Source organism: Cereibacter azotoformans, assembly GCF_021391315.1.
In the GTDB taxonomy this organism is placed as follows: domain Bacteria; phylum Pseudomonadota; class Alphaproteobacteria; order Rhodobacterales; family Rhodobacteraceae; genus Cereibacter_A; species Cereibacter_A azotoformans.
Window position 1 is genome coordinate 273,511 of record NZ_CP090023.1, and the last position, 24,929, is coordinate 298,439.

20 protein-coding genes and 5 pseudogenes are annotated in these 24,929 nt (G+C 67.2%); 4 read left to right on the forward strand and 21 right to left on the reverse strand.

Translation table 11 applies throughout. From position 1 onward, the window contains the following. Positions 1-12: 12 nt before the first annotated feature. The 10 genes and pseudogenes from istA (LV780_RS20720) to LV780_RS20765 form a co-directional block, all read right to left on the reverse strand. Positions 13-1,551: an IS21 family transposase gene (gene istA / locus LV780_RS20720; RefSeq protein WP_117345026.1), complete on the reverse strand. Its 1,539-nt coding sequence runs from the start codon at positions 1,549-1,551 to the stop codon at positions 13-15. A 109-nt stretch (positions 1,552-1,660) separates the two neighbouring features. Further along, the gene (locus LV780_RS20725) at positions 1,661-2,851 is read right to left on the reverse strand and encodes a helix-turn-helix domain-containing protein (RefSeq protein ID WP_181969657.1); all 1,191 of its coding nucleotides are present in this window, start codon (positions 2,849-2,851) and stop codon (positions 1,661-1,663) included. 339 nt (positions 2,852-3,190) lie between these two features. Then, positions 3,191-3,622, reverse strand: a complete 432-nt coding sequence (locus tag LV780_RS20730; protein WP_108222394.1) for a BLUF domain-containing protein — start codon at positions 3,620-3,622, stop codon at positions 3,191-3,193. After that, positions 3,612-5,231 carry a methyl-accepting chemotaxis protein gene (locus LV780_RS20735; RefSeq protein ID WP_117345270.1) on the reverse strand — a complete coding sequence of 540 codons (1,620 nt, stop codon included), beginning with the start codon at positions 5,229-5,231 and terminating at the stop codon, positions 3,612-3,614. Before LV780_RS20735 ends, LV780_RS20730 begins: the two co-directional genes overlap by 11 nt. Positions 5,232-5,725: 494 nt before the next feature. Next, positions 5,726-5,863, reverse strand: a pseudogene (locus LV780_RS20740) (transposase); the annotation flags it as partial. A 94-nt stretch (positions 5,864-5,957) separates the two neighbouring features. Further along, positions 5,958-7,121, reverse strand: coding sequence for an ATP-binding protein (locus tag LV780_RS20745; RefSeq protein WP_117345271.1), 1,164 nt, complete (start codon positions 7,119-7,121; stop codon positions 5,958-5,960). A 53-nt stretch (positions 7,122-7,174) separates the two neighbouring features. After that, a pseudogene (locus LV780_RS20750) lies at positions 7,175-7,435 on the reverse strand (IS110 family transposase); the annotation flags it as partial. A gap of 29 nt (positions 7,436-7,464) precedes the next feature. Next, a pseudogene (locus LV780_RS22045) lies at positions 7,465-8,354 on the reverse strand (ABC transporter ATP-binding protein). 109 nt (positions 8,355-8,463) lie between these two features. Further along, complete coding sequence (locus tag LV780_RS20760; RefSeq protein WP_117345272.1) at positions 8,464-8,760, reverse strand: CcdB family protein; 297 nt, start codon at positions 8,758-8,760, stop codon at positions 8,464-8,466. Then, the gene (locus LV780_RS20765; protein WP_044249738.1) at positions 8,760-9,005 is read right to left on the reverse strand and encodes a type II toxin-antitoxin system CcdA family antitoxin; all 246 of its coding nucleotides are present in this window, start codon (positions 9,003-9,005) and stop codon (positions 8,760-8,762) included. The genes LV780_RS20760 and LV780_RS20765 overlap by 1 nt, the downstream gene beginning before the upstream one ends. A gap of 440 nt (positions 9,006-9,445) precedes the next feature. On the opposite strand from LV780_RS20765, the gene LV780_RS20770 reads away from it, so the two are divergent. Then, positions 9,446-10,540, forward strand: a complete 1,095-nt coding sequence (locus LV780_RS20770; protein WP_011910860.1) for a Fic family protein — start codon at positions 9,446-9,448, stop codon at positions 10,538-10,540. A 498-nt stretch (positions 10,541-11,038) separates the two neighbouring features. On the opposite strand, the gene scpB is transcribed toward LV780_RS20770, so the two are convergent. From scpB to LV780_RS20805, 7 genes are all read right to left on the reverse strand, one after another. Further along, positions 11,039-11,632: an SMC-Scp complex subunit ScpB gene (gene scpB / locus LV780_RS20775; RefSeq protein ID WP_011910859.1), complete on the reverse strand. Its 594-nt coding sequence runs from the start codon at positions 11,630-11,632 to the stop codon at positions 11,039-11,041. Positions 11,633-11,634: 2 nt separating this feature from the next. Then, positions 11,635-12,513: a DUF1403 family protein gene (locus tag LV780_RS20780; protein ID WP_011910858.1), complete on the reverse strand. Its 879-nt coding sequence runs from the start codon at positions 12,511-12,513 to the stop codon at positions 11,635-11,637. A 187-nt stretch (positions 12,514-12,700) separates the two neighbouring features. Further along, entirely contained in the window at positions 12,701-13,672 is a 972-nt protein-coding gene (locus LV780_RS20785; protein ID WP_233864270.1) for a TniQ family protein, read from the reverse strand. Positions 13,673-13,743: 71 nt separating this feature from the next. Next, positions 13,744-14,622, reverse strand: coding sequence for a TniB family NTP-binding protein (locus LV780_RS20790; RefSeq protein WP_011910856.1), 879 nt, complete (start codon positions 14,620-14,622; stop codon positions 13,744-13,746). After that, positions 14,615-16,261: a Mu transposase C-terminal domain-containing protein gene (locus tag LV780_RS20795; protein ID WP_117345273.1), complete on the reverse strand. Its 1,647-nt coding sequence runs from the start codon at positions 16,259-16,261 to the stop codon at positions 14,615-14,617. Before LV780_RS20795 ends, LV780_RS20790 begins: the two co-directional genes overlap by 8 nt. Positions 16,262-16,391: 130 nt before the next feature. Then, positions 16,392-16,694 carry a CcdB family protein gene (locus LV780_RS20800; protein WP_101341595.1) on the reverse strand — a complete coding sequence of 101 codons (303 nt, stop codon included), beginning with the start codon at positions 16,692-16,694 and terminating at the stop codon, positions 16,392-16,394. An 11-nt stretch (positions 16,695-16,705) separates the two neighbouring features. After that, entirely contained in the window at positions 16,706-16,927 is a 222-nt protein-coding gene (locus tag LV780_RS20805) for a type II toxin-antitoxin system CcdA family antitoxin (RefSeq protein ID WP_011910853.1), read from the reverse strand. Positions 16,928-17,327: 400 nt separating this feature from the next. Here LV780_RS20805 and LV780_RS20810 point away from each other — a divergent pair, with 400 nt between their 5' ends. Beyond that, positions 17,328-18,425: a tyrosine-type recombinase/integrase gene (locus LV780_RS20810; RefSeq protein ID WP_108222403.1), complete on the forward strand. Its 1,098-nt coding sequence runs from the start codon at positions 17,328-17,330 to the stop codon at positions 18,423-18,425. A 79-nt stretch (positions 18,426-18,504) separates the two neighbouring features. Here the strand turns inward: LV780_RS20810 and kdsA are convergent, their stop codons facing one another. Further along, the gene (gene kdsA / locus LV780_RS20815; protein ID WP_117345274.1) at positions 18,505-19,341 is read right to left on the reverse strand and encodes a 3-deoxy-8-phosphooctulonate synthase; all 837 of its coding nucleotides are present in this window, start codon (positions 19,339-19,341) and stop codon (positions 18,505-18,507) included. A 342-nt stretch (positions 19,342-19,683) separates the two neighbouring features. On the opposite strand from kdsA, the pseudogene LV780_RS20820 reads away from it, so the two are divergent. Next, positions 19,684-20,210: pseudogene (locus LV780_RS20820) on the forward strand (transposase); the annotation flags it as partial. Positions 20,211-20,389: 179 nt separating this feature from the next. On the opposite strand, the gene istB reads toward LV780_RS20820, so the two are convergent. Beyond that, positions 20,390-21,253 (reverse strand): IS21-like element helper ATPase IstB, encoded by an 864-nt coding sequence (istB, locus tag LV780_RS20825; protein ID WP_117345275.1) that lies wholly within the window; start codon positions 21,251-21,253, stop codon positions 20,390-20,392. Then, positions 21,250-22,786: pseudogene (istA, locus tag LV780_RS20830) on the reverse strand (IS21 family transposase). The gene istB and the pseudogene istA (LV780_RS20830) overlap by 4 nt, the downstream one beginning before the upstream one ends. Before the next feature lie 195 nt (positions 22,787-22,981). On the opposite strand from istA (LV780_RS20830), the gene LV780_RS22055 reads away from it, so the two are divergent. After that, complete coding sequence (locus LV780_RS22055; RefSeq protein ID WP_326489527.1) at positions 22,982-23,158, forward strand: hypothetical protein; 177 nt, start codon at positions 22,982-22,984, stop codon at positions 23,156-23,158. Between the two features lie 103 nt (positions 23,159-23,261). Here LV780_RS22055 and LV780_RS20840 read toward each other — a convergent pair whose 3' ends face one another. Further along, positions 23,262-24,173, reverse strand: coding sequence for a replication initiator protein A (locus LV780_RS20840; protein ID WP_117345288.1), 912 nt, complete (start codon positions 24,171-24,173; stop codon positions 23,262-23,264). Positions 24,174-24,929: the final 756 nt, after the last annotated feature.

A 24,929-nucleotide genomic window follows, 5' to 3' on the forward strand; every position in this document is an offset into this window, starting at 1 on the left:
GTCAGTCTCCTTTCAATGATAGTAGCCTTGGCCGCGGATGTTGGGGTGCTGCAGGGGAAGCTGCCCGGCCTCCTCCTCAAGAAAGGCGCGGTCGAGCCCGCTCTGCAGGATCGACCGGATCGAGGCGACCGAACGCGCGCGGATGGACAGGCCTCGCCGGCAGGCCGCGTCGAGACGCGCCGGACCGAAGCTTCTGGCGAGGGCGAGGACGCCGAGGCAGGTGCGAAATCCCTGCTCGGGGTGGGGGCGATCGGCCATCACCACCTCACAGAAGGCGGCAACCGAGGGGCCGAGCTTCGCCGCCTGCGCCAGCATGCGTGCCGGTGTCCATTCGGCGTAGCGGCGATGCGCCGAGGGCATGTGCTCGGGCACCGTGACATGGCTGCGCCGTCCGGAACTGCGGGCGTGGCTGGCAACCCGTTGGCCCTTGTGGAAGATCTCGACGGTTCCGCCGCAGATGCGGACATCCACCTCCTGGCGGATCAGCCCGAACGGCACGGAATACCAGCAGCTGTCGACCTCGACGTGGTAATCCGGTGCGATGCGGGCGCGCTTCCAGCGGGCGAACATGTAGGGCTCCGGCGGCAGCGGTTGCAGGTTCGGTCGGTCGAGGGTGGCGAAGAGATCGGCACGGCTGGCGCCGTAGCCACGCATCACGCGCATGTTCAGTTCATCGACCAGCTGCCGGATCGCAGCGTTCAGCTCGGCCAGCGAGAAGAACCGCCGATTGCGCAGACGCGCCAGGATCCAGCGCTGCGCGACCTGCACCGCGACTTCGACCTTCGCCTTGTCGCGCGGCCGGTAGGGACGCGCCGGCAGGACAGCGGTGCCGTAGTGGCCGGCCATCTCGGCGTAGGTTCGGTTCAGTCCCGGGTCGAACCGATCCGCCTTGAACACTGCCGACTTGAGGTTGTCAGGCACCACCACCTTCGGCACGCCGCCCAGGAAGGCAAACATCCGGACATGTGCGCCGATCCAGTCCTCGAGGCCCTCCGATGCCACGGCTTCCGCGTAGGTGTAGTTTGACGCTCCCATCGCGGCGACAAACAGCTTCACCGCCTGGACCTCGCCGGTCTCCGCGTCGATCAGCTCGGCCGTGTCGCCCGCGAAGTCGACGAAGACCTTCTCGCCGGCCACATGCGTCTGGCGCATCGTGGGGCGGACCCGGCCCTTCCAGGCCTCATAGTGCTCGCAGAACCAGGCGTAGCCAAACCCGAGGGGATGGGCCGCGCGGTATTCCTCCCAGAGCAAGGCCCGCGTGACGCCGGGGCGCCGCAGTTCCCTGTCGACCACGGACCAGTCAGGCACGGGACGCTCGTGATCCGGAACGGAAGGTGCCGCCGGGAACAGCAGCAACTCAAGGTCGTCGTCGGTCAATGTCTCGGGAAGCGGCCATGTCAGGCCGGCCTTCCGCGCCCGGCCCAAGTAGGCTCCCACGGTTCCCTTGCCCAGCCCGAGCGAGGCGGCGATCGCCCGCTCGCTCAGCCTCTGGGCATGCTTCAAACGCAGCACATCACGTATCAGGCGCATCGACAGTCGTTCCGTTGGCATTCAGGTTCCCTCGCTCAAACGAGGGCACCGTAGCTTCAGACTGTCGGCCAGAACTGCCCACCATCCCGTGGAACGCGCGCCCACGATCGCGTGGAATCGCTGCCCACGATCACGTGGATCCCGCGCCCATCATCCCGTGGAATCCCTGCCCACCATCCCGTGGAACACGCAGTTCACGCAACATGGCCAGCGGAAGACCGGGCCCGGTTCCGACATCCAGGATGCGAAGACCTTCGACCGAAGGAAGGGCCCCCGCCACGGCAAGGGCCCGGCGTGCATGGGCCGGGTGGACGAGGTCGTAGGCCTCACAAGCATCGACATCGATGCGGTCCTCGAGCAGGCGGCGGCCATCGCTTGCCCCCCGGCCGGTTCGCGCGGCCTGCACATTGATCCCGTGGGGCACCGTCGGCCGGCCAGCGCGCGTCAGCACGTCGGCCGCCAGCGCGGCCTCGATGATCGTGCCTGGCGCGCGCGCGACATCTTCAAGCCTCGCGGCGTCACCCTCGACCCTCCGCTGCACGGCCTGCCGGGCGAGATCCCAGCAGCGCGCGCCGAGATCACCCGCGAGTCCCTGCGGGCGGGGGCCGAGATCCCGCATCGGGCTTCCCCGATAGAGCGTGATGACCGCCGGATCCGCGGATGTGACGAGGAAGCGCCGCACGGCGGGGGAAGCGGGGAGCCCCTCGACATGGCGCCGAAGCCGGTCGAGCCCTTCTTCGGAGATCCTGCCGACCGGGGAGGCCCTGAAGGTGGTGACGCTGACGCCAAGGCCGTTCTGCACTTCCACCGTGGCGCGGCTCAGGATTGCCGTGACGGCGTCCCAGTCCGGCCCGCCGGCCGGCCAGGGAAGATCATGGTCGGGCGTGCCGGGCGTGATCTCGGGATAGACGACGCTCACGAGCGCCCGGCAGGCCGCGTTTCCGGCGGCGTAGATGTGATCGACATCTGCGGCGAAGGACATGGACTGGCCGGCGCGCAGGGTCTGGGGGCGCGCGGCCGGTCCGGTCCGCATTTCTCCCGCCAGAACCACGACATGTTCGAGCACCCCCGGAAGATGGGGCTTGGCCTGTCGGCTCTCGCCGGCGGGAAGTTCGAGGATGTAGGTCTCGATCACCGGAGGCGTTGTCTGCCGCTCGACCAGGCGGACGCTGACGCCCGCGTCCTCCACCAGAGCGCTCGCGGGCTCATCGCCGAGCAAGGCTGCGAAGTTCAGGCCCAGAGCGTCGGCCAGGCTCCAGAGGGTCTGAACGCCGGGATTGCCATGCCCGCGCTCGAGAGCCGAGATGGTGGCCCGGCTCACGCAACTCAGCTCGGCAAGCCCGGTCCAGAGTGAGGCCGCGCCCCTGCCGGGCGCGGGCGATGTTGGCGCCGATCCGCGCCGCCCTGTCGACCTCGACCGAATGAGGCACTGGCCCCTCCCCATGTTGCCGGGGGCAAACGTAGCAGCTATTCCATTATAATGGAAGATTCCGACAAATCGGAAAGCGCCATTGCCGGTGCGGGAGCCCGCAAGGCTGCGTCACCTACGGCCATCCTCCGCAATCGCCAAGCGCCCAACGCCTGACGCGCAGCCCTTGCAACCCCGCGCACGCTCGATGTCTTGGCCATTTCAGGCAAAGCGGCACAGCGCTTCTCCCGATCAGCCTGCTCTGTCCACACCCGGCTCCGCCGGAGCCAGTCTCCTGACGATCCCGGCATGGACCCGCGCAATTTCCTCGCGCTCCCCCACGTCGAGCAGATCCAGCTCGGGGACGAGGGCGTGCAGTTCCCGACGCGATACCAGCCGCATGGACCAGTCGGGAAAGCGCCGCCTTTCAATCTCGAACATCCCGAAGGTCACGATATCCTCGTGGCGGGCATCGCGGGAGATGCAGGAGAACATCTCATTGCAGCCGCTTCGTGGCCCCTCAAGTATCTGAACGAAGTGGAAGCCATCGTAGAACAGGATGCCGGTGATCCCGAAACGAGGGTTCATCACGCGGCTCATCCGAATGATGCTCAGAATATCCTCCTCTGGATCGGACAGGCGGGCGCGGCTTCTGTAGGTCAAGGATATCAGTTCACCCGACATGACGGCGGTCCGACATGTCGAAGCCGAAGCCCTGTTCCGGCCCCACCACGCGGAGCACCGGCCTGGAGGCATGGCGGCTTCCCGGGGAGGACATTGCTACGGACATTTCCGTTCGATCCTGACCGCTGCGGAAGAAGGCGACCGCTTCCTTGAGTTGCTCGGCTTCAGCCGAAAGTTGGGCCGCTCCGCTCGCCAGCGCCTCCGCAGAAGTGGTGTTCTGCTGTGTCACCTGATCGAGTTGCTGGATTGCCAGCGCCACCTGCTGCGCACCAACCGACAGTTCGCGCGATGCGGCCGAAATGGACGAGACGAGGCCCGACGTGCGCTCGATGTCCGGCACAAGCCGGCCCAGCATCTCCCCGGCCGTACGCGCCGTGGTCGCGGTCCGCGCCGAGAGCGTCGAGATCTCCGCCGCCGCGAGTTGACTGCGCTCGGCCAGCTTGCGGACTTCGGATGCAACGACCGCGAAGCCTCGTCCGTGCTCTCCGGCGCGGGCAGCCTCGACGGCGGCATTGAGGGCGAGTAGATCGGTCTGGCGTGCGATCTCCTGAACGACCGAGATGCGATCGGCGATCGCTCCCATTGCCTCGACCGCTTCCCGGACCGCCGCGCCGGAGGCGCGGGCATCCTCGGCCGATTTCGCAGCGATGGCTTCTGTCTCTCCCGCATTCCCAGCCGCCTGCTTGATGTTCGAGGCCATCTGCTCGACGGACGCCGAGGCTTCTTCGGTCGCGGAGGCCTGTTCGTTGCTGCCCTGCGAGAGCTGTTCCGAGGTGGCGGCCATTGTCAGGCTGTTCGCTGCGACCTGACCCGTTGCCGAACTCACTCGGCCAACCACCTCACGGAGCTTGACGATCATCGTGTTGTTGACGTGGAGAAGTTCTGCGAGTTCGTCCGAACCGCGCGGTTCGGCAAGCGTGGTCAAGTCGCCCGACGCCACCCGCTTCGACAGGTCCAGGGCACTGCCGATGCCCCGGGTGATTGACCTGATGACGGCCATCGCGGCGAGGCTTCCCACAACCACGGCGACAATGGCGAGGAGCGACAGGTTGAGGCCGCTCGCGCTCAACTCTCGATCGGCCTCTTCTGTCGCGGCGGTCATCTGGTGGCTGTAGGCATCGCGAAACGCTTTCAGTTCCGCAGCGAGTGCCGACATCCCCTGCCGTGACTCGGTGGCGAGAAGCCGGGAGGCTTCTACGGCCTTCCCCGTATCCGCCAGAGCAAATACCCGATCATTGATCGCCGCCGCAACCTTCCGCTGCTCGCTGTAGCGTTCGATCATCGGTCGGCCGGCGTCATCGGCCAGGGCGTTCAGGCGGTCGATGCTCGCGCTCATCGCCGCGCGGATGCGGGTGATGTCCTCCTTGCGGGCGGCACGCTCTGTTGCGTCCGCCGCGGAGACATAGTCGCGCAGCACGATGTTGAACTCGCCCTGCTCGACCTCCAGTTGCCGCGCGGCATCCACGCGAGCTGCCAGAACATGTGCGATTTCACCCAGCGTCTGGTTGGAGTGGCGAAGATCCACGATACCGAGCAGCATGCCGGCCCCCATCAGCAGGAAGACCAGCAGGAAGGTTGAAACCAGCTTGAGCTTAATAGTAAATCTCATGATAATCTTTAAGTCTCCACACTTCCGCCGCCTCTGAGCGACGGTGCTTGCAACGGCTGATACGGCCTCGGATTACTTCAACGGTGACTGTGCCTCGCCAGGCCATTCGGCTGGCAGAGAGGCGCGAAGTGCTGCTTCAAGCCGAAATGAGGGCGCTCGGGCTGCGAACGGATGTAGCCTGCAAGGGGAGATCCCCAACCACCACATCTACCTGCGTAGCTTCTTCTCGGCCTTTCCGGCCAATGCGGCTGGCGGGGACGTGTCCCTTTCCGGCACCGGCCATCCGGTCGCGGCGGCGGGTCGAGACGCCTATGGGGGCGCAGGCGCAGGTGAATCAGGGCCGAGTATCCCGGCATGGTGATTGGCGGCGAGACCGTGACCCGCAGAGGAAGAATTCCAGTTGTTCGCGAGACCGACGCTCCAGCATTCCCGACCCCGCCCAAACCCAGCCATAGACGAACTGAATCAGAGGGTTCCGACTTTTTCAACAGCCCCACCCGGCAGCGCTGCCAGCTGGTGGACAGCACCCGGGCCGTGGCGGCCTTGATGCCCTCGTGCGTGTCGCTGACCACCAGCTTCACGCCGGAGAGCCCGCGGCGCACGAGGTCGCGCAGGAATGCGGTCCAGAAAGGTGAGGGCCATTCTGGCTGCCAGGGGAGGGGTAAGTCTCCCAGCTCGGCGCAAATAGGCGTAGCATCGCGAGGGGTCCGGAACGGACGTGGAGCACTACAGATTACGCAACTGACCCACGGCGGCAGCCAGAGGCATTGCGCGCAAGCCGTCACCTGCCGGGACTTCCCGTTCACCGGCGTAGACCAGCATCTTTCGGTCGGCCTTGATGTCGTCGACCGCCAGGTGAAAACCACGCGACACCTTGGGCGCGGTGGTGCGCTTGATCTCGATCGCCCAGATGTCATCCCCGGGAAGCCGCAGAACAAGGTCAAGTTCAGCCCCCGCCGCGGTTCGGTAGAAGAAGGGCTCGGTTCCTGTTGGTGCGGAGGCGATCAGGGTCTCGATGCAGAACCCTTCCCAGCTCCCACCGACCACCGGATGCCCCAGAACGCTCTCCATTGAGCTCAGGTTAAGCAACGCATGGACGAGGCCACTATCCCTGACGAAGACCTTCGGCGACTTGACGAGGCGCTTGCCGACATTCTCGTGCCAAGGCTGCAGGCGCCGCACCAGCATAAGGTCGACGAGCAGATCAAGGTACCGTCCTACTGTCTGACCCGAGACACCTAGGCCCTCGGCCAGCGCGGCTGCATTCAGCAGTCCACCCTGCGCATGCGCCAGCATCGTCCAGAAGCGGCGCAGTGTGGCGGCCGGGATGCGCGGCCCGAGTGCGGGGATATCGCGCTCCAGGTAGGTGCGCAGAAAATCCTCGCGCCAGATCAGGCTGTCCCGGTCGCTGTCCGCCTGGAAGCTGTCCGGGAAGCCGCCTCTCAGCCACAGGTCGTTCAACCTCTCTGGGCCTACTTCGTCCAGTAGGAGAGGCGGCATCTCGATATAGCGAACCCGCCCGGCGAGGGACTCCGCTGATTGATGGAGCAGTACATTCGAAGCAGACCCCAAAAGAAGGAACTGCCCCGTGCGGGCCCCTTTGCGCCGTCGCATGTCGATCTGCCCACGGAGGTTCTTGAACAGGTCCGGCATCTGCTGGACCTCATCCAGAATCACGAGTTTGCCGACCTGTTCATCCAGATAAAGATCGGGCTCCGTCAGGATCTGCCGATCCGCGTCGCGTTCCAGGTCGAGATACACAGACGGGCGTTGCCCGGCTATCTCCAGCGCAAGAGTGGTCTTGCCAACCTGCCGGGGCCCCAAAAGGACAACGGCCGCTTGGCTCTCGAGGGCGGATAGCACGGTCTGACTGGTCCGGCGCTGGTACATACCCTGCAATTACTCCATCACATGGAGGATTTGCAAGGTTTCTGTGCCCGGTTGAGCGCGGGCGCTACGATGGCACAGTCGAAGCCGAGCTTCGTCAGCAGCCGGTGCAGACCATAGCCGCAGGGGCCGGCTTCGTAGCAGAAGACCGGGTTCGATCCCGCCGCCTTCAGCCTCTTCGTCAGGCGCAGCACGGCGTCGGCCGTGTTCGGGATCACCCCGGGAAACCGGACTTCTCTGTCGCGGCCCTCGTCTGCAGTGGCTACGGAGAGCGTGTCGGCGTGAACATCCAGCCCGACGTAGGTTGTCTTCGTCATCAGCATTCTCCTTCGCAAACCGGTTCAGGTTAGCCAAGGAACCACGTGGCAGGACTGCCGACACCGCTCATGGGGGCTAAGAGCCGGAGGCTAAGAGCGGGAGCTACCGTTTCGGCCCTTTGCGGACTCAACGGGTGGCCTCTGATGCTGCGGCGTGGCCCGCCAGACCTGCCTTTGGCTGCGGCTGCGAGATCGACCTCGCGGTGCAAGGCAATTGTCCCTTTGTGCATTGCCGCTCGTCGTTGATTTCCTTCGGCCGATGAGGATAGTCGGTCGCTCGACTTCATTCTCTGGAGCCAAAGTTCCTGACCATCGCGAAGGGCGGACATTGCCGAGGGGAGCAGCCTCCCGATCTCGGCCGCCAGCTTGCGCAGCAGATCCATCACCAGTTGCGCCCGCTGGCTGTCCAGAGCGGCGGTCGGCTCATCTGCCAGGATGATCCTGGGTCGGTTCGCCAGCGCCCGCGCAATGGCCACCCGCTGCGCCTCGCCGCCCGACAGATGCGCCTGCTTTTCCCCGGCGCGGTGGCTGACCTCGAGATAGTCCAGCAGTTCGCGTGCCCGGGCCTGGCACATGGTTGCGGCGCACCAGCCAGGTCCAGCACCAGCGCGACGTTTTCGCTGGCTGTCAGAAAGGGCAGCAGGTTGTGTACCTGAAAGATGAAGCCGATCTTGTCCAGCCGCAGGCGCCGCAGATCGTCGCGCAGCCATCGCCCATCGAACACCGTCTCGCCGTCCAGTGCCAACTGTCCGGCCGTAGGGGCGAGGATGCAGCCGATGATGTTGAGCAGCGTCGTCTTGCCGGATCCTGACGGGCCCAGCGGCGCGATCACCTCTCCAGCCCGCACCTGGAGGTCCACCGAGCGCAGCGCATCGACACGGGTTTCGCCCGCGCCGTAATGCTTGGCCACGCCCTTCACGTCGATCAGACGTGTCCCCCGGCGTCATCTCATGCTACCCGTCTGACGCCATGTATTCGTGATGTGAATCCTTCCGGGCGGAAGTTCTGCATCAATGCCCACCTGAGGTTCAGAAACCGGAAAAGAGCATGTCGAGAGCGCCCCGGATCTCATAGTCGAACCCGGAAAGATCCGCGACCGGCGGCCCATTGAGCAGGCCGGAGGGAACAGCCGCCATCTCTGCGGTGTGAAGAACGTGGGCCTCCCCCTCGATCGTGAACACCGGCTCGAGCCGACTGATCGCTTTCGGGCTGGAAGCGGCCGGGAGAAGCGGCGCGACGACGCGGGAACCGGTGTCAATCAGGTCCGTCTGGAGGTCGAGCACCAGCCGCCCGCCCAGGACTCGGTAGACCTGAAACTGCGCCATCAGTCGACCTTCAACACCTGAAGATCCGCCAGCGGTGTGCCGTTGGCCTCGATCCAGGCGCGGCGCTCGGATATCGCCTCCGCGTTCTCTGCGGCCCAGGCACGCGCCCGTGCCGCTCGGACCGCCTCCGAGACAGCCGCGTCGCTGATCGCTGACACGTTGAGGCCCAACTCCCGTGCCGCGGCGAGATTGGCCGCTGTCAGGGTGACGTTCGTGCGCTGTTTTCCTGTAGACGCTTGCGGCATCGTTACCTCCAAGGACACACACTACATATACACACAGCATGTTCTCTACAAGGATGCCACAGCTCGCATGTGACACCCATGGCGCTTGGTGTCAGTATCCGTGTCGCTTCTTCCCGGCCTTTCCGGCACCGGCCATCCGGCCGCGGCGGCGGGTCGAGACGCCGATGGGGGCACAGGCGCAGGTGAACCGGGGCCGAGTATCCCCGCATGGTGATTGGCGGCGAGACCGTGACCCTCGTCGCGCCGGTGGTTGTCGTGGAGCCGCACGCTGTTGGGGGAGGTCCTCGTTGTTCAGCCGGAGTCTGACCGGCCATCAGGGCCATATTGCCCTCAGATCCCATTTGCCCTGCGGGCGTGAACCCGGAGGGGGCTGGCTCTGTCGCTGGCAATCAATCAATTTAGGCCCTATGGGTGATCGATAACGGCGAGGGTTATCGATCATGCAAGAGCTTGTCCGGTGGAACTGGCAGCAGCCCGACTGGCCACATTGGCGTTTCCGCCCCGAGGCTCTGGTGGAGCAGGAGCGGGAGTTCCTGCTGCGGTCCGGGAAGCTCGTCGGGGCATGGCAGCATCTGGCAGCCGCCGAGCGGGATCAGGCCAAGATCGCCCTCCTCAGTGAGGAGGCTGTCATGACCTCGGCCATCGAGGGTGAGGTGCTGGACCGGGCCTCCGTCCAGTCCTCTGTCCGCCGGCAGTTCGGCCTCTCCTCGGATCGGAGGGCAGGACCGGCCGAGAGCGGCATTGCCGAGATGATGGTGGACTGCTTCACGGGCTGGAACGAGCCGCTCACGACAGAGCGGATCTGGACATGGCATGAGCTGGTCTGCCGCGGACGGAGCGACCTGCGGGCCGTGGGGCGCTACCGTGACCATCCTGAAGCCATGCAGGTGGTCTCCGGTCCTATTCATGCCCCCAAGGTCCACTTCGAGGCGCCACCCTCTGACCGGATGGCGGCGGAGATGGATCGGTTCCTTGGGTGGTTCCAGATCTCCCCCCTGCCCTCTCTGGTTCGGGCGGGCCTGGCCCACCTCTGGTTCGTCTCCATCCATCCCTTCGAGGATGGCAACGGCCGGATAGCCCGTGCCATCTGTGAGACGAGCCTGGCCCGAAGCCTGGGCCAGCCCAGCCTCGTGGCCCTGTCCCGGCAGATCGAACGCGACAGGAAGGGCTACTACGCCGCTCTCGAGGCGAACAACCGGCAGATGGAGGTGACGCCCTGGCTGGTCTGGTTCGCGGACACGGTCCTGCGGGCGCAGGACTATTCCTCGGCTCTGATTGCCCATCTGATCGCGAAGACCCGGATGCTCGATCGGTTGAGGAACCAGCTGAACCCCCGCCAGGAAAGGGCTCTGCTGCGCATGTTCGACGCTGGCCCGGACGGCTTCCTCGGCGGGCTGAGTGCCAAGAACTACATGACCATTACCGGAGCTCCCCCGGCCACGGCCACACGGGACCTGAGGGATCTCGTGGTCAAGGAAGCCCTGGTCCGGACGGGGGAGCAGAAGGCGACCCGGTACTGGCTCAAGCTTGAGTGAAGTCTTGCCTTCCGGGCAAGGCAAACTCGGTGGCGTTCTCGATGGCCGCTTCTCCCGCCCTTCCAGGGACTCCCTCGATGCCTGAGGGCTGCTTCGAGCGGATCGAGGCGGTCATCGGTGAAGACCACGGCATGAGCCATGGTCCGACCCAGGGCCTCCTCTTCCTCTGCGGTGAGCTGTAGGGCTCTCGCCCGGCATGACAGCCTGACGAAATACCGCATCGTGATCACATCGCCGGGCAGGGGCACATCGACCGGGCTTCGCCACTCACGTCGGCTTCCCCCCGCATCGCCCAGCCGGCGCGCCGCCCCGTCACGACAACCCGGCGGCAGGCGAGATGAGTACCGTCGGGGATCCAGCCCACCGCCGTCGCGGCCGAGATCCGCCAGGCCTTCGACCGCACACATGCTGGCGAGACCTGGCGCAAGGCCGCCGATCCGCTGCGCCCGCACCGGACGCGCCGGAGCAGCCCCCAGTTGCAGCTCCCAGCTGCGGGCGTCATCCCCCGGCTGGCCCGGCATCCCGCTGTTGCTCGGCCTCCTCCAGATCGTGCAGCGACTCCAGGCCGAAGGCGGCGAGGAAGGCTTCGGTGGTGACGAACGTGTGGGGCGCGCCGCGGCGGGGTTCGCGCGGGCCGGTGCCGATCAGGTCGCGCCCGGCCAGACGCCCGATCAGCTCGCGGGGGATCTCCTTGCCGAAGATGTCCCTGAGCCCCTCGCGTCCGATCGGCTGGTGAACGGCGATGGCCGCCAGCACCGCGAGATCGAACTCGGCCAGGTTCAGCGCCTGCCCCCCCGCATCCGCCGCCGCCCGGATCGCGGGCCCGTAGGCGGGCCGCGTCCGGAGCCACCATCCTGCCCCCACCCGTGCCACCTCGTAGGGGCGATCCTCCAGATCGGCCGCCAGATCCTCGATCAGCAGATCGACCGAGGCCCCCTGCCCCACCACCCGGGCCAGATCCTCGCGCGGCACCGGGCTGGCAGAGGCGAACAGCACCGCCTCGACCCGGCGCATCCATTCGCGCCAGCGCAGTTCGGCCGGCAGGTCCGCCAGCTCGCGGTCGAGATCGGGCTCTTCCCGCCGCCGCGCCATGGTCAGAGCCCGTAGAGGCGGAACGTGTCCCGCCCGGTCAGTTCGCGGAGCGCGCCGAGCTCCACCAGCCGGTCGCAGAGCCGCCGCGCCGCCCGGTCGGACATGAAATCGAGCGCCGCCGGCGCCAGAGCATCGCGGGCGAGAAACATCTCGACCGCCCGCCCCGCACCCTTGGCGCGGAGCTTCGGCGCCACGGCCGCAAGACGTTCCGCCCGCCGCGCGAGATCGGCCGCCAGCGGCACCGCCCGCCCCGCCCCCGCCACGACGGCCCGGTGGCAGGCGAGCTGCAGGGCCTCGCCGCGCAGCCGCAGGTCCCGCGCGGTCAGGGCGAGGCCGAGACAGGGCAGCAGATGGCTCCAGCCGAGCGCCCGGGCCAGCACCGCATCGGCGAGGATCAGCGCCGGCGCCTCGGCACGGGGCCCCTCGGCCAGAAGGGCCGCGAGCAGCCCCGCGGCCCGCTCCACCGGCCCCCCGCTCGCCGCCGCGAGGCCGCGGGCGAGCCGGTCGGCCGGCAGGTCGGCGATCATCCCTTCCAGCCCGCTCCCCGGCAGCGGCCGCGCCACGGCCCGCGACCATTGCCGCAGGATCAGGCCCCCCGGACCCGGGCGATCGCCCGGGCGCAGTAGATGCAGCGCATCGCGCAGCTCGCGGCCGCCCTCGCGCCGTCCGGCGTGCTGCGCGCAGCGCTCCGCGGCCATCACCGCGAGCCGGTCGCGCCACACTCCCTGGGGGATTGCCTCCTGCCGCACCACCAGATGCAGCGTTCCGAGCGCCGCGCCGGAGCGGAAGGCCGCCGTCGCGAGGCTCTCGGCCGGCGCGGTTTCGATCCAGCCGGGCAGCGGCGGGATCGGGGGGGCGGCAGGGGGGCGGGCGTCGGTCATGGCGGCAAGCCTATCCCGCCACGGCGCTTTCTGCCAGTTATTTCGCCGAAAAGCGCCGCAGCTTGCCGTCCGCCGCTATGTCCGGTAAGATTGCATTATCGGACGCAAGAACCACAGGAACGCGACCATGCAGGAAAGACCCGGAAAAGCGCCTCCGGAGCTGTCGGATGACCGGAAATCTTGAGAGTCAGACACTTCCCTGAAAAACGAACCGGGGTTCATGAGATTCTCGAGCGGTATTCGTGAGACTGGACGCGCCGGAATTCCTGAGACTGGCGCCGTCTCGGGGGTTTTCCGGGCGATCTGGCGCGCGCTCGTCGTGCTGAGCACGCCAGAGACGGGCAGAGATGCGTCGCCTCAACGAGAGAGGCCATGATCTGAGGGCGTCCTGGACACGCCCCTGTCCGTCCGCATCGCTCTTCAGAAAGACGGCGATCGCCTGATCGACCGGCGCCTCGGCGATGCGGCCGATCCCGACCGCCAGGGCGAAGGCCTGCAGCGGCGAGCCCCGGGCCAGGGAGTGCAACCCGGGGCGCACGGGTTTGACAAGCACCGGAGCCGCCGCGTCGTACTCAGGAACGACCACCGTCAGCACCTGGCGGATGATCAGCGTCGTGAGGAACTCGTGGTAGTCCCGCCGCGTCTGCAGCGACATGCGTGGCTGCTCGCGTACGGAGGGAGGCGAGGCGCGCCGGTGACGCGCGGTCAGCAAGGCCAGCATCTCGACCGGACCGAGGCCATCCTGCCCGTCACCTCGGGCCCAGGCATCGAGGAGGGCGGCGCCGGTCCTCGCGTGTGCTTCCATCGCCGCCAACCGCCCGGCGCCCAGAAACTCCGAAAGGGACCCGCCTGTGACATCTTCCATGTCCGCGCCGTGAAGGGGACAGCGAAAGACCCAAGGCAGGGCCGCGGATTTGCCCTGCACATCGCCGGAGCACTGCGGGCAACGATGCCAGTTCCGGCGGATTATCATCCGGGCCTCGGGGATCAGCTCACCAAAGGTCATGGCCTGCAGGGCCTGAACCGAAAGCCCCGTCCGGGCAGCGATCAGGGCCCCCTCCCCTTCCGAAAGACGCCATTCCAGATCGAAGACATCCCGGCCGGGCAGCCCGAGCTCGGGCAGGAACTCCGGCACGGTCATTGCGTAGAAGCGCGCCATACGGGCGATCCAGGACGACAGGCGCTCGTCGCTGGCGGGCGCGAACACGACCGGAAGACGGCCTTGACCCGTCACACTGGTTCGCCCAAGGCCGCTTGCAACCGGTCGCCGCCGAGGACATCGCGCGTGAGGACCCGCTCCTCGCCGCTCTCAATGGCGGCGATCGCCAGCTGCGACATGATCGAGAAGACGCCCGATGTGATACCGCCGGTCATCTTGAGCATCCGCGCGAGCGCCTTGTCGTCGATCTCGCTCTCGCGGCGGAGCGGCAGGCTGCGGATCAGCGTGCTCATCAGCCCGGTGAAATCCGTCCCCTCCTGCCAGGGCGGCAGGGCGAAGGCCTCGAACCGGCGCACCAGCTGCGCATCGGTGCGCAGCGCATTGCGGGCCTGGGCGGTGCCGACACAGACGAGCGGCACGCGCAACTCGTTGCCGAGGAACCGTAACATGTTCAGAAACCGCGCCTGCTCGCGGATCGTGCCCGCCTGCAGGCTGTGGATCTCGTCGATCACCAGCATGTGGGGGCGCAGTTCGGTGAGGAGCCGCAAGGCGAGGCTTTCGAGCACGGCGAGCGTCGCCCGCGGCGGCTCCGGGGCGCCGATCGCGGCCAGGATCCGGCGATAGAACCGGGTCTCGTCGGGCCCCGGGGCCATCTGCACCGCGACGACCGGCATGTTGAGCCGACCTGTGGTGTCGTCGAAGCTCGCGGCATGATCGCGGGTGAACTTCTCGATGATCATGGTCTTGCCCATACCGCTTTCGCCGACCAGAAGCAGGTTCGGCATCCGGGCGCGCTCGGGGAAGGACATCAGCGTTTCGAGCTTCGCAAGCGCCGCCTCCGCGCGCGGATAGGAGATCCAGCGGTCGGCGCGGATGCGCAGGATGCGTTCCTCGGCGCTCAGCGCCGCGATCCTGCCGGCGCCCGGGTAGAGGTGCGGAAACTCAGTCATCGTCGTACCACTCCTCGACATAGAAGCCCGGGTGATCTTTCAGCGCATTGCCCTTGGTTTGCGGGGCGGGAAGCGAGTCAGGCGCCTCTGGCGCGGGCGTCACGTCGATCATCTGGCGCCGCTCGAGATGCGCCCGACGGGCCTGGTGGCGTCGGATCGCCTTGGTCTGCCGCGCGGCGCTGTCGACGAGGTCGCGCTGCGCCTCGATCGTCCGAAAAATCAGCTCTTCGTCCACCGACCGGCGCCCGGCCTCGCTCAGGGCTCGCCGCGCCGCGCGGTGTTCCCAGAGCGTGATCGCGGGCCGCGTCAGATCCGCCGGCCGGGCCTCGATGATCCCCTCATCCGTTACGACGAAGATGCGCGAGAGATCGCGCGGGTCGTATTTGAGCGAGTACTTGCGGCTGTCCCGGCCCATCAGCCAGCGCAGCTCGTCCGACCAGTAGCGGATATGGAAGAGATGAAAACCGTCGCGCTGCAGTACTCGCTGCTCGGAGGGCAGGAAATCGACCAGGAACTGCCGGAGATCGGCCGGCATGCGGGGTTTCGCCGCGTCCATCCGCGTCGTCCAGGCGGCCGCAGGTATGGTTTCCAATGCGCTGTGGATGCGCGCATGGTAGGAGCCGGTGATTTCCAGCGCCAGCCAGGTCTCCAGCTCGTCGAGCGTCATCACCGCTTCCGCCTCGGCGTCGAGGTCTCCACGCTCGAAGATGTTCGAGAAATGCGAGCCCGGCAGCAGGTGCACCGCGCCCATCATTGTGCCGATGAGCCGCTCGATATGGCCACCGTAGCGCGGCGTGCCGGGCGGACGATGTCGCAAATCGATCTGGTATTCGGCGCAGGCCATCGCGAAGGCGCGGGCGTGGAACTCCGCGCCGTTGTCAACGTAGATCGCTCTGGGTATGCCCTGGGCGGGCCAGTCCGTGTTGATCCCGCGCACGGTCAGCCAATGCGTCTTCTCCATCACCGCATGGGTCAGGCAGAGCGCGACGGAGAGAAGCGAGGGCGGTTCCAACGACAGATGGAAGCCCAGTACCATGCGGGAATTCACGTCGATCGCCACGGTCAGCGTCGGCCGGCCGAGCGGGCGCCGGGTCACCGGGTCGACCACCGTCACATCGGCCCTGGTGTGATCGATCTGGACGATGTCGAGCGGGCGGCCTGCCGTGAGCGTCCCGGGCGTGGCGAGATGCCGGCGCTCCGCCTTGTCCTTGCCCTCGCGCCTGGCCATGAGCTTGGCCTGATCCTTCAGATCCAACCAGCGGCCGAGGCGCCGGATCGAGGGCGGCGCCAGTCCCCGCGCCTGGCAATCCGCCGCCACTTCGCGCCAGAACCGTGTCTTGGTCGGCTTGCGGCGGGTGGCGTAGAACGCCTTGAAATGGTGGGCCACGATCGCCTCGACCGCAGGGGCCAGCGGCTGCATCCCCGGCTTGCGACCCGACGTATTCGGCAGAAGCGCGCTGGTCCGCGCATCTTCGCGAAGCTGCTTCGCCAGACGATAGACCGTCGCCCGGCTGACGCCGAGCAGGCGCATGGCCCGTTCCACCTCGCCCTGGGTCAACTGTTCCGGCAGTTCGGCAAGCACTCTTGCGCGAAACTCGGCTTCTTCCCAATCCTTGTCGGCCGCAGAAGTATCGGACATGACCTGAGCGACGCCCGGATGCAGTCTAGTCTCATGAAAAGTGACTCACATCCATGTACAGTCTCATGAATTCCGACTCAATCTCAAAATGAAGCACCGGCAAAGCCTTGAAAACAAATGGGCCGCAGTCTCACAATTCCGGCAGACCGACAATCAGGATATCCAGCGCCCGTTTCAGCGCCTCGCGATCCGCAACGAGGCTGGCGACCGGAGTCCGCAGCTCCGCACCAGGAACGGCCGCGAGTTCCTGCACACGGACAATCCAGGCGGTCCCGTCCACCTCGACCAAGGGGGTCAAGCCAGGAAATGCCGCGTAGCGCCCCGCTTCGCGCAGCGGCGCAACAACCCGCGACGCCTCGATGCCGATCAGATCGGTCTGCAAGTCCACGACCAACAGGCCGCCTCTCAGGCGAAACACATCGAACTGCGCCATGTCGACCAACCTCAGAATGTACGGAACCGGGCGAGAGGCAGGCCCTCGCGGGCAAGCTCCTCGGCATAGGCCGCGTGGGCCGCGCGGTTTTGCTCGCGCCACAGCCGGTTACGCTCCACCCTGGTCGCCTCGGCAATCGCCCGTTCGGCCAGGCGCGACATGTTCAGACCAAGCGCGCGCGCCGCATCGGCCACGTCGGCATCCAGGGTCAGGTTCACCTTGATCCGGCCCATAAGGAACTCCCATCTCATCCGTACAAAACAGGAGTATGAGTTGCGCAGCACTGAGGATCAAGAGAACGTGCCGCCAAGCGAGCTGCCCGCGCGCGTCGCGCAGCAGCCCGCTGATGCGCCCGTCCTCGCGGAACGGCTTCACCAGCATGGACCGGCTGGCATCCAGCTCGCGCAGGGCTCATTCGAGAGTGTCCGGACTTAGCCGCCCCGGTAGCTTCGCCCGCACCTGGGCGCGAAACTCCGCCCCTTCCCAATCCTTGTCAGCTGCAGGATTATCGGACATAACTTGCTCCGTGTGCGGGTGTCGGACAGTCACCCCCATGGTGACGCACATCGGCGTCCAGTCTCACATACTTGAATCCGTCTCAGAAATGAGACACAGGCAAGTCGTTGAAAACAAATGGACCGCAGTCCCAAAAACTCCGGCAGACTGACAAAGGCGCCTCCGGAGCCGCGCGAACAGGGCGAGAGCCCCGACCGGGAGCCCGACCCGATCGCCCCGCCCGCCCATGTCGCCGGGTCGGGCACGTTGGACCGCCTCGCCGAAACCGCCCGCGACTACGCCCGGCAGGCCGTCGCCACCAACACCCTCAAGGCCTATGCCCGCGACTGGGCGCAGTTCACCCGCTGGTGCCGGATGCGCGGAGCGGACCCCCTCCCCCCCTCGCCCGAACTGGTCGGCCTCCATATCGCCGATCTCGCCGCACCGCGGGGCAAGGCCCGCGCCCTCTCGGTCGCCTCCATCGAGCGGCGCCTCGCCGGCATCGGCTGGAATTATGCGCAGCGTGGGGAAAGGCTGGACCGAAAGGACCGCCACATCGCCACCGTCCTCGCCGGCATCCGCCGCCGGCACGCCCGCCCGCCCCTGCAGAAGGAGGCCCTCCTGCCCGAGGACCTGCGCGCCATGCTCGCCACCCTGCCCCACGACCTGCGCGGACTGCGCGATCGGGCCATCCTGCTGATCGGCTTCGCCGGAGGCCTGCGCCGCTCCGAGATCGTCTGCCTCGATCACGGCCGCGAGGACACGCCCGACAGCGGCGGGTGGGTCGAGATCCTCGAGGACGGCGCGCTGATCACCCTGCGCGGCAAGACCGGCTGGCGCGAGGTCGAGATCGCCCGCGGATCGACCGATCCGACGTGCCCGGTCCATGCCCTGACGCAGTGGCTGCACTACGCAAGGATCGACTTCGGCCCCCTCTTCGTCGCCGTCTCCCGCAACGGGCGCAAGGCCACCGCGGACCGGCTGTCCGACAAGCATGTCGCACGCCTTGTCAAACGCTGCGCCGCCGAGGCCGGCCTGCGCCCCGAGCTGCCGGTCGAGGAACGCCGCCGCCTCTACTCGGGCCACTCCCTGCGCGCAGGCCTCGCCAGCAGCGCCGAGATCGACGAGCGCCACATCCAGAAGCAGCTCGGCCATGCCTCCGCCGAAATGACACGCCGATACCAGCGCCGACGCGACAGGTTCCGGATCAATCTCACCCGGGCCGCAGGGCTCTGAGCCGGAACCGACGCACCCTGCCCTCCTGCGCTCCGGTTGCCGCGCCCCCGCCACGCGGATCGCGGACCACCGTCGATCCTCAGCCCAGCGACTTCGCCAGCGCGTCGAACGCCCGGAGCTCGGCAATGAGCCGGCCCATCCGATCCACCGGGATCATGTTCGGCCCGTCGGATGGCGCCCGGTCCGGGTCCTCGTGCGTCTCGATGAAGAGCGCCGAAACCCCCACCGCACAGGCCGCCCGCGCCAGCACCGGAGCGAACTCGCGCTGCCCGCCCGAAGAGCCGCCAAGCCCCCCCGGCTGCTGCACCGAGTGGGTCGCGTCGAACACCACCGGCCAGCCGGTCGCGGCCATGGTCGGCAGGCCGCGGAAATCGGTCACCAGCGTGTTGTAGCCGAACGAGGTTCCCCGCTCGCAGAGCAGGATCTTCCGGTTGCCGGTCGAGGCGACCTTCGCCGCCACGTTCCCCATGTCCCACGGCGCAAGGAACTGGCCCTTCTTGATGTTCACGGCCTTGCCCGTCTCGCCCGCCGCGATGAGCAGGTCGGTCTGGCGGCACAGGAACGCCGGGATCTGCAAGACGTCGCAGACCTCGGCCGCCTTCGCGCACTGCCAGGGCTCATGCACGTCCGTCAGGACCGGCACCCCGAACTCGTCGCGGATGGCCCCCAGGATCTCGAGGCCCTTCTCCATGCCCAGTCCCCGCGCCGTGCCCAGCGACGAGCGGTTGGCCTTGTCGTAGCTCGCCTTGAAGATGAACTTCGTCCCGGTCGGCGCGCAGGCCTCGCTGATGCGCCCCGCCATCATGCGGGCATGCTCGAGGCTTTCCAGCTGGCAGGGCCCGGTGATGAGCGCGATCGGATTCGCACCTCCAATGGCGATCTCGCCGATGGTCACGATGCTGGGCGTCTCTGTCATGGTCGTCTCCCCGCTGCTGACCCACCCATACGCCAGTCGCGCCCGGGGTTCAAACCGCGCACGGGTCAACCCTCGAGCCGGCGCCATCGCGCCGCGGCCGCACGCGCAGGTATCCGCGTACCGCGGGATGTGGTCCCCGCCTCCGACATCCGCAACGGCCGGGCCGTCGATCCAACGGCCAGGCAGGCGCTTCTGCCGCCATGAACCGCAGGATCGCACGGCGGACACCTCGCCGCGGCTGCAGCTGAGCTATGGCCAAAATTGGGTGATGGGGTGTGAGAAGGCGGCGTATCGTGGCGGGTGTCGAAGCCTGCCAGAACCTCCAGACGGAGCGATACGCCTGTGTCCGAAGTTAACAACATCCTCCCGTTTCACCAGCCCGGTTTGGTCCTTGACCCTCTGACCGAGATCACCCGCGAGGGCGCGCGTCGCATGCTCATGGCGGCGCTGAAGGCCGAGGCCGATGCGTTCGTCGCCGGCTTTGCCGAGGATCTCCTGCCCGACGGCCGCCGTCGTGTCGTGCGGCATGGCGCCGGTCCAGAGCGCGAGATCCAGACCGGGATCGGGCCGATCCCGGTCCAGCGGCCCAGGTCCGCGACCGGGCTGATGTGCCGGCCAAAGAGAAGATCCGGTTCAGCTCGGCCATCCTGCCAAAGTGGGCGCGGCGGTCGAAGAGCCTCGACACACTGCTGCCAGCGCTCTACCTGCGCGGCCTCTCGACCGGCGACGTGCAGGAGGCCCTGGCGGCGATCCTCGGCGCGGAGGCTCCGAACCTGTCGCCCGGGGTGATGTCGCGCCTCACCGCGGACTGGCAGGACGACGCGGTGCGGGACCGGACGCGAAGCACCAAGAGATCTGCTCGTTCCTTCTCTGTATGAACGGATCTATCCCGGCCTGAAGGCTTGGGAGACGAAGTACTTCAAATGGCTTCAAGGCATCCGCTTAGACTACCCTGCTCAGCATGCCGTGCTGCAAGTGTAGAGCGTCAACCTTCTTGGCCGTGACCGACAACCAGGATGGCCGGTTTTGACCGCTGCGGTCGTTGGTGTTACTCGGCGCTGATCTCCCTAAGCTTGTCGTTGATGTTGTCGGTGGCTTCGACGCCGATGTTGTCGCTGGAGGCTGTCGGCGCAGCGACAGGCTCGGAGGATCGGCGTCGTGCGGCGGCGCGGCGGCGGAAGCTCTCGCCGTTCATCTCGAGGATGGTGGCGTGGTGAACCAGCCGGTCGATGGCGGCGACGGTCATGGCCTGATCGGGGAAGACGCGGTTCCAGGCGCTGAACGGCTGGTTGGCGGCGATGGCGAGGCTTCGCGTCTCGTAGCGCCGGGCGATGAGCTCGAAGAGCACCGAGCTCTCGGCCTGGTCCTTCTGGGCGTAGGTGATGTCGTCGAGAATGATCAGGTCGAACTTGTCGAGCTTCGCGAGTGCGGCCTCGAGGACCAGATCGCGGCGGGCGGCCTGCAGCCTCTGCACGATGTCGGTGGTGGGGGTGTAGAGGACGCGCTTGCCGGCCTCGACGAGAGCATGGCCGATGGCACAGAGAACGTGGCTCTTGCCGGCGCCCGAGTTGCCGATGGCGATGAGATTGGCGCCGGTCTCAACCCAATCCCCGGCGGCCAGCGCCTCGATGCGGGCCCGGGTCACGCCGGGCAGTGCCTTGAAGTCGAGCGTTGCCAGCGTCTTGCCGCCGGGGAGTTCGGACTGCTGCAGATGGCGCTGGATGCGGCGGGCATCGCGATCGGCGAGCTCGACCTCGGCCAAAGCTGCGAGGAAGCGCGACGCGGGCCAGCCCTCGGCGTCGGCGCGGTCTGCGAGCATCGTCCAGTGGCGCTGGATGCTGGGCAGGCGGAGAGCCGTGAGCATGGCGGGCAGCGCATGCACGTCGACGGCGCGGGGTGCGGCGGCGGTCATGCGCGCGCCTCCAGCAGTTCGTCGAAGCGGGCCAGATCGGTGAGGTTGACGGGCGTGTCGTCGGGCAGCTCGCGCCGGCGCGGCTCCAGCTTGCTCCTTAGCGCATGGGCTTCGGGCAATTCGCCATGACCGAGGGTCTGGGCAATCAGCGCGGCCAGTTCAGCCTCACAGCCCTCCTCATGGGCGAGCCACAGCAGATCGACCATGCGACGGCAGGCGTCGCGACGCGGCAAGGCGGCGGACAACGCGACCCAGGCCGTCGAACCGAAGGTTCGCCTTCGGCGAAACGGCGTATTCCGATCGCGGGAACAGGCCGTCGCGGTAAACGGAACCGGCCAGCGCCTGCGGCTTGCGGCGCAGGGCGTGGATGACATGGCGATAGTTGACGCAGTGGACGCGGGTGCCGTCATCGCGGCCGCGACGGCGGGGGTGCGTGACGACAGAGGTCGCTCCGAGAAAGGCCTCGATCCGGTCGTCGTAGACATGGACCCGCAGGCGCTTGCCGATCAGTTGGGAGGGCGCCGAGTAGAAGACCTGGTGGACCAGGAAGCCCCCGGTCTTCGTGACCCGCGCGACCACCTCGGTGAAGTCGGTGGTGCGCCGGGCCGGCAGCGGCCTGAGCGCCGCCATCTCAATGCGCACCGCGGACTCGCGCCGGCGGTTGCGTCGAGCAACCAGTTCATCGACGAAGCGGCGCCAGCTGGCGAGATCGGCGAAGTCGCGGGAGCCGCGCAGGATCAGGGCCTGATCAAGGGCGACCTTCAGGTGGTTGTTGTGGGCCTCGACAGATCCATTCTCGTGCGCCTCGCCCGGATTGTTGCGGCTGGCGAGCATGCCGTAGTGGGCGCAGAAGGCGTCATAGCGCTTGGTGACGTCCGCCGCGGCCTCGGCATCGAGGTTCCGATAAGCTGCGGACAGGCTGTCGGTGCGATGCTCGCCAGGCACTCCGCCAAGGGTCCAGAGCGCGTTCTGGAGGTTCTCGGCCAGCGCCGGGAAGCTCTCGCCGCCCAGCACCACGGCGGCATGTTCCCAGCCGCTGTAGGCCAGGACGAAGTGGTAGAGGCGCTGCTCAAGCGGCTGCCCCGCGATCGTCACGCAGAGTTCGTTCGCATCGGTGAAGTCCGACAGCGCCATCCGGCCGGGTTCCGGCGTCTGGCGGAAGATCACGTCGCGCTCGGGTCCGTTCAGGGCACGCCAGTCGCGGACGCGCCGCTCGAGCGTCCGGCGCACGCGGTCGTCGGGGAAGGCCTCCGGATCGCTCGTCTGAAGGTGCCGCAACAGGGTGACGGCCTGAACGGCTGGATCACGCGCGAGGATCGGCAGCAGCACCGGTTCCCACACCGCCTCGAGCGGGTCGGGCACGGTGCGGCCCCGGGGGGCCGGACGTTGCGATGGAAGGCGCGGATCGGCATCGATGCGGCGGGCGGTGCGTTCGCTGAAGCCGGCGCGGGCGGCGGCGACACGCTGGCTGTGCTGGAGACGGTCGGTCATGTAGACTCTCACTTGCTGGTCGGTGACGGGTTTGCCCGGCACGGTCGGATCTCCGTTTGGTAGCAGAGACCTCGACCCTACCGGCCCGCAGCGGCCAGCACCTACCCTTCTCCCCCGAAACGAGGGCCAGCCGCTGGGTTCAGCCTCCGGGACGGGCTACGCCCGTCCTCCGGCTGAACCCAGCGGCCAACTTGCCTGACGGTTTCGGCCAACTTGGTTGTCGCTCATCAGCAAGAGATGATCCTCGCCGAGAGCCAGTGTCTCAAGCGGCTCGAAAAGGCCATCGAGCCGCGCACCGTGCCGGCCGGCAGGCTGATCGACTGGTTATCCTGCACGAAGTCGAGCGCGATCCCAAGACCAGCCAGCGTCGCCCGGTTCCAGGATCCGCTGAAGCTGCCCCACGCGTCGCGTTAGGATCAGCACGCCCAGCAGTTCCGTTCCCTTCGAGATTCGTATTTATAACTCATTGAAAATGATTTGGATAATAGCCACCCTTCATACTCGTGCAAGCCGGGCCTTACCCCGCCGCCCGGCGCTCGATCCAGCCGAGGAAGGCGGCGTCGGCCGATCTCAGCCGGGGCTGGCCGGTGCGGTTCCAGAAGGAGTGCCACTCGGCCACCAACGCATGGACGTCCCAGCCCGGCATCAGGGCACGCACCCGCTCGAGCGTCGCCTCGCGCAGGGCGGGGGCGAGGCCCGGCGCCAGCACCGCCTCGCGCCGGGTGACGCAGAGGATGTCGCCCGGCTCCTCGGCCAGAAGATAGCCCGGCAGCGCATTCGCCCCGATCATATCGCGGATCATCTTGCGGAAGACCCGGAGCGGCGAGGCCGAGCCCGACTTCTTGGCCAGCGTGGCGATCGAGACCCGCCATTCCGGCTGGTGGCCGCAATGCTTGCGCGCCAGCTCGTAGATCCGCCGCTCGAGCGGCTTTCTCAGCCGGAAGTAATCGCGGCTGAGCGTGAGGACCGATTTCGACAGGACAGCCTGGAACAGCCATTCCGAGAGGGTAACCATCACCTGCACCATGCGCCCCCCCCGGCTGCGGCGCACGATCTGCCAGCTCTCGATCAGGCCGAAGCCCGTGGTGATCTCGCGGCCTCCCTGCTCGATGTTGGTGGTGATGCGGGTGCCCGCCAGCCGCTCGAACGCCTCGCGCAGGCGCTGGTAGCCGTCACCGCTGGTCTCGCGGTGGGTGGCCGTCATCAGGTCGTGCGCGGTCAGGTGCAGCGTGCGGCTGATGGCGCGCCCGGCGTTCAGCGCGGCCATGAGCTGGCTGATGCAGTAGATCAGGATGTCCTTGTCGAAGAGCGTGGCGAGGCCGCGCACCGAAGGCGTCACCGTGATCCGGACCCCGTTGTGGGAATAGTCGAGCACCCGCAGGTCGGGCCTTGTGGCCAGCGAAAAGACCGGATGCTCCATCGAGGCCATGTCGTCCTTGGGCAGCGCATCAAGGATGTCGCAGATGAAGAAGTCAGCGGTCTCGGGGGGGCGCGCCGCAGGGGTGGCCCTGCGCCCGGCCGCCACCGTTCCGCCCGCCGGCCCCTCGGCCGCGGCGGGTTTTGCGGCCTTCCGCGTCCGGGCCATCCGCGCGGTTGCCTCGCCCGGTCCGGTCACCTCCGGACCCGGATCGGCCGTGGCCTGCCCCGCAGCGATGGGTGCGCGCGCACCCATCGCTGCAGTGGCGGCTGTCCGCCGTCCACCTGTCTCCTCCATCTCGCGTCGCCTGTGCCTGCTCGACGGCGCGGCCCCCGATGTGTCCCCGGGATGTCGCACGCCTTCGTGGTTTCGATGACACCGACCCTAAGCCCAAGCGCCTCCTCCGTCCAGCGCGCCGCGCAGGCCAGACCCGGAAAGATCGGGGTTCCGGATTCGGAGAAGCGTGGCTTCAGAGTCGGATCTTCGGGGTTCCAGAGTCGCACGCCCGACGAAGCCGAGGCCATTTCTGTCGGAAGATCAGAGGGTTGGACGGATGATCGGAAACCTGTAACTATAAATAACCCAAAACTAACTGATGCAGTCCGGCAACGGCTTGCGGAAGGGCGCCGGCGGAGCCCAACGGAACCGGCGAGAATCAGCCATGAAAATCAGAAAGTTGCCGCGCCGTGTGCGCATAAATTTGCCATGTCAGCAAAAAGCTGATACTTTGCCGGAAACAGAGTAGATGACCCGGAAAAGGGGACAGAC